Annotated in this window: 5 protein-coding genes; 4 read left to right on the top strand and 1 reads right to left on the bottom strand. The window is 72.6% G+C overall.

Going from position 1 to position 4,655, the window contains the following annotated elements:
• Window positions 1-432: glutamate--tRNA ligase family protein (locus CH341_RS28290; protein ID WP_245431288.1), on the top strand; the 432-nt coding region annotated here is incomplete at its 5' end.
• A gap of 68 nt (window positions 433-500) precedes the next feature.
• Window positions 501-1,454: an efflux RND transporter periplasmic adaptor subunit gene (locus CH341_RS28285; protein WP_111422434.1), complete on the top strand. Its 954-nt coding sequence runs from the start codon at window positions 501-503 to the stop codon at window positions 1,452-1,454.
• A 21-nt stretch (window positions 1,455-1,475) separates the two neighbouring features.
• Here CH341_RS28285 and CH341_RS28280 read toward each other — a convergent pair whose 3' ends face one another.
• Window positions 1,476-2,273, bottom strand: a complete 798-nt coding sequence (locus CH341_RS28280; RefSeq protein ID WP_111422431.1) for an IclR family transcriptional regulator domain-containing protein — start codon at window positions 2,271-2,273, stop codon at window positions 1,476-1,478.
• An 84-nt stretch (window positions 2,274-2,357) separates the two neighbouring features.
• On the opposite strand from CH341_RS28280, the gene CH341_RS28275 reads away from it, so the two are divergent.
• On the top strand, window positions 2,358-3,368 hold the full coding sequence (locus CH341_RS28275) for a Bug family tripartite tricarboxylate transporter substrate binding protein (RefSeq protein WP_111422429.1): 1,011 nt from the start codon (window positions 2,358-2,360) through the stop codon (window positions 3,366-3,368).
• 1 nt (window position 3,369) lies between these two features.
• Window positions 3,370-4,518: a M24 family metallopeptidase gene (locus tag CH341_RS28270; protein WP_111422426.1), complete on the top strand. Its 1,149-nt coding sequence runs from the start codon at window positions 3,370-3,372 to the stop codon at window positions 4,516-4,518.
• The last annotated feature ends 137 nt before the right edge of the window (window positions 4,519-4,655 follow it).

The following is a 4,655-nucleotide window of genomic DNA, read 5'->3' as shown; positions in this document are numbered from 1 at the left end:
GCCGCCGCGCTGGCCCGGCTGGGGCCGCAGGCGGCGGGCCTGTCCTGGGAGGAGCGCGGGGCGGGACCGGCCGGCCAGACCGGCACGGTGCCGGCCCGGCCCGAGGCCTGGGGCGACGTGGTGATCGCCCGCAAGGACGTGCCGGCGAGCTATCATTTGGCGGTGGTCGTCGACGACGCCGCGCAGGGCATCACCGAGGTGGTGCGCGGTCGCGACCTGTTCGCCGCCACGGCGATCCACCGCCTGCTGCAGGCGCTGCTCGGCCTGCCGGCGCCGGCCTATCGCCACCACGGCCTGATCCTCGACGCGGTCGGCCAAAAGCTCTCCAAGTCGACCCGGGCGACCGGCCTGCGCGAGCTGCGCGCCGCCGGGGCGACGCCCGCCGATATCCGCCGCCTGATCGAACCGACCGGCGCGCCGGCGCACCCTTGATCGGGAGGGGCCGCCGGTGCAGGAATGGGGCGCGATTGTCGTCCCTCGGCGGACAGTGCGAGGCGAACATGACTTTGCATCACCAGCTTGATCGTTTGCGGGCCGCGTCTCCGGGCCGCTCCGTTACGGCGGCCGGGCTTTTGGCTCTCGCGCTCGCGAGCCCGGGCGCGCTCATCGGTGCCGTCGCGGCCGCTCCGGCCCAGGCGGCCGAGGACCAGGCCGGCATGGCCGTCTCGGTCGTGCGGGCGAAGCGCGCCTGCTTCTCCGACACGGTGCGGGTCGCCGGCACCGTGGTGGCACGCGAGGAGTCCCAGGTGCGGCCCGACATCGAGGGCGTGCGGGTCTCGCAGATCCTGGTCGAGAACGGCGACGCCGTGAACGCCGGCCAGATCCTGGCGCGGCTCGCCCGCGTCGAGGGCATGAACGCGCCGGCCCAAAACTTCGTCATCCAGGCGCCGGTGGCCGGCGTGGTCGGCCGCACCATGACCCAGGTCGGCGCCATGGTGTCGATGCAGGGCCCGCCAATGTTCCTGGTCATCGCCGGCGGCGAGGTCGAGCTGCAGGCCGACATCCCGTCGACCCGCATGGGCAAGATCGCGGTCGGCCAGCCGGCCAGGATCGACGTCACCGGGCTCGGCACCGTGACGGGGCGGGTGCGCACCGTCTCGCCGGAGATCAACCCGCAGACCCAGGCCGGCCAGGCCCGCATCTCGCTCGGCGACGACCGCCGCATCAAGATCGGCACCTTCGCCCGCGCCACCGTCGAGGTGGGGACGAGCTGCGGCATGAGCGTGCCGCTGTCCGGCGTGCTGTTCGGGCCGCTCGGGCCGGTCGTCCAGGTGGTGCGCGACAATCGGGTCGAGACCCGGCCGGTGCCGATCGGCCTTTTGTCGGGCGGCAATGTCGAGATCCGCCAGGGCCTCGCCGAGGGCGACCTCGTCGTCCGCCGCGCCGGCACCTTCCTGCGCGAAGGCGACCGCGTCCGCCCGGTCGTCGACGAGTCGACGACGGCGCGGAACTGATCAGGACGGCCGTCCGGGCGGTCAGCCCGGCGGCAGCCGGCGTGAAATTTCCTCCGCGGTCGCCAGCAGTCGCGCCCGGAAGGTGCGCACGAACGCCTCCTGCGTGTGACGCGCCAGATTGGTGCTGATGTTCACGGCCGCGACCACGTGGCCGCGGCCGTCGCGGATCGCCGCCGCCATGCCGCAGGCGCCGATCTCCAGCTCCTCGCTCACCATGGTCCATCCGGTGCGCCGAATCTCGGCGATCACGGCGGTAAGGGTCGCCGGGTCCGTCACGGTGTGTCGCGTGTGCGCCGGAAGGCTGGCCCGGCTCAGCCGGGCCGTGACCTCGTCGTCGGGGAGCCCCGACAGCAGCACCCGGCCCATCGAGGTGCAGAACGCCGGCAGCCGGCTGCCCACCGTGAGACTGCGGCGCAGCACGCCCTGCACCTCGGCGCGCGCCACATAGACGAGGTCGTCGCCGTCGAGCACCGACACGGCCACCACCTCGTCGGCCTCCCGTGACAGCGTTTCGATCAGCGGCTGCGCCACCTCGCGCAGCCCCAGCGTCGAGAGATAGGCGAAGCCGAGACGCAGCACCCGCGGCGTCAGGGCGAAGCGACCGTCGCGGGCTTCCGCCAGGCCGAGCGCGACGAGCGTCAGCACCAGGCGGCGCACTCCGGCCCGGGGCAGGCCGGTGCGGCGCGCGAGATCGGCCAGCGAGCGGGTGCCGCCGTCCGGCCCGAAGGCCCCGATCACGGCCAGGCCCTTGGCGAAGGCCTCGACGAAGCCGTCGCTTCCGGCCGGCCAGGCGGCGATCTCGTCCGGGGTCGCGAGCATTTACGCGGTCGTCCTGCGCTGCTAAGGTTGGTCGATAGACGATAATATGTTCGATAGTCGAACACAAGTCTCGGGAGGAGGCCGATGCGGGTTCGGTTCGGCCCAGCGGTGGCGGGACGGAGAGTCGCGCTCGCGCTGGCGGCGGCAGTGGCGACCTTGGTGACGGCCGGGGCGGACCAAAGGGCCCGGGCGGAGGATTTTCCGAGCCGCCCGATCCGGCTCGTCGTCCCGGCGGCGGCCGGCGGCCCGACCTACCTCACCGCGCGCCTGCTCGCCGACAAGATGGAGCGGCCGCTCGGGCAGCCGGTCGTCGTCGAGGCCAAGGGCGGCGGCGGCGGCAATGTGGGGGCCGAGACGGTCGCGAAGAGCGCGCCCGACGGCTACACGATCCTGATGGCGACGATCGGCACCCACGCCATCAACCGGACGCTCTACCGCAAGCTCACCTACGACTCGCAGAAGGACTTCGTGCCGGTCTCGCAGGTCGTCCAGTATCCGCTGCTGCTGGTGGCCAATCCGAAGCTGCCGGCGCAGTCGGTCGCCGAGCTGATCACGTATGCGCGGGCCCATCCCGGCAAGGTGCTGCGCGCCTCCGGCGGGATCGGCACCTCGATGCATCTGTCCGGCGAGCTGTTCGTTCATCAGGCCGGTCTCGACATGCCGCACGTGCCCTACAAGGGCAGCGCGCCGGCTCTCACCGACATGGTCGGCAACCACGTCCAGGTGATGTTCGACGCCCTGATGACGGCCTTGCCGCTGGTCCAGGCCGGCCAGCTCAAGGCCCTCGCCGTCACCGGGACACAGCGCTCGCCGGTGATTCCGGACGTGCCGACCGTGGCCGAGGCGGGCCTGCCCGGCTACAGCGCCACCGGCTGGATCGGCATCGTCGCGCCGGCCGGAACGCCGGACGCGATCGTCCGCCGGCTCAACGCCGCCGTGGTCGAGGCCCTCGCCGACCCCGAGTTGCGGCAGAAGCTGATCGAGCAGGCGGCCGAGCCGATCGGGTCCTCGCCGGACGAGTTCGCTCGCTTCATCGCGCTCGAGACCGACAAATGGGCGCAGGCGGTCCGCAGCGCCGGCATCACGGTGGATTGACATGCAGGCGATCGATTTCGAGGCCCGGGTCGCGGCGCTCGCGGCGCGGCTGCGGCGCGAGAACGTCGCCGCCTATGTCGGCACCCGGCAGGCGGTGCTGCACTATCTGTGCGGCACCTTCATGCCGTGGCGCGGCGCCGTCGTGGTGACGGCGGCCGGCGACTGCACCGCCGTCTACTGGGCCATGGACGCCGCGCGGGTTCGCGCCGAGGGCTGCGCGCTGCCGGTGGTCGAGTTCGTCGGCTCCGGCCTGATCGAGGCCATCGCCGCCTGGCTCGAGCGGAACGGCGCCGCGGGCGGGACGATCGGGCTCGACATCGCCCATCCGGGCGCCGCCCAGATCGCCCCCGGCATGTTGACCGCAGGCGAGTATGTCGACGTGGCGGCCCGCCTCTCCGGGGCGACCCTGGTCAACGGCGTGAGCTGGATCGACGACCTGATGCTGATCAAGTCGCCGGCCGAGATCGAGCGGCTGCGTCGCGCCGCGGCGGTCGGCGACATCGGCTTCCGGGCCGGGCTGGAGGCGATCCGCGAGGGCGTCACGGAGAATCACGTCGCCGGTGTCGTCGAGGCGGCGATCCGCGATCACGGGAGCATCTGGTCGTGGTCGGTCACGGGCGGCACCGAGGTCGGGGCCGGGGAGCGGGCCAGCTTCCTGCGCGGCGTCACCCAGCAGAGCTCCGAGCGGCCGATCGGCCGTGACGAGTTCGTCATCGTCGACCTCCACCCGATGATCGATCTCTACCTCTCGGACGTGTCGATCCCGGTGTTCTTCGGCACGCCCACCCCGGCGCAGCGACAGGCCATCGTGGTCTGGGAGACGGTGGTCGAGACGATGGTGGCGGGCCTGAAGCCCGGCCGGGCCGTGCGCGACTGCGCGCGGGACGGCATCGCCGCCTTCGCACGCACCGGCTTCGAGCGCTTCGGGCTTCCGCTGTTCGGCCACGGGCTCGGAACATGCGCCCGGACCCGGCCCTTCATGAACCTCGCGAGCGACGACGTGCTGGCGCCCGGCATGGTGATCGCCCTGGGCACCCATCTGTATCAGCCGGGGGTGGCCGGCATGCGGCTGGAATATCCGGTGCTGATCGGCGAGACGGGCGCCGAGCCGCTCGCCCAGACACCGGCCAGGGTGCATCTCCGGAACTGATCGGACGGGCGGCCGTCCGGTCGGCCGCTTGTTTTACGCGTGGGGCGCGTCCGGCGCCCCCGGCGTCAGCGCCCGAAAAACTCCTTCAAAAACTCCCGTGCGCCCTGCTCGAGCTCGCGGACGGTCGGCTCGGGGGC

Source organism: Rhodoplanes roseus (assembly GCF_003258865.1).
GTDB classification, from domain to species: domain Bacteria; phylum Pseudomonadota; class Alphaproteobacteria; order Rhizobiales; family Xanthobacteraceae; genus Rhodoplanes; species Rhodoplanes roseus.
This window is presented reverse-complemented; position numbering and strand designations above follow the sequence as displayed.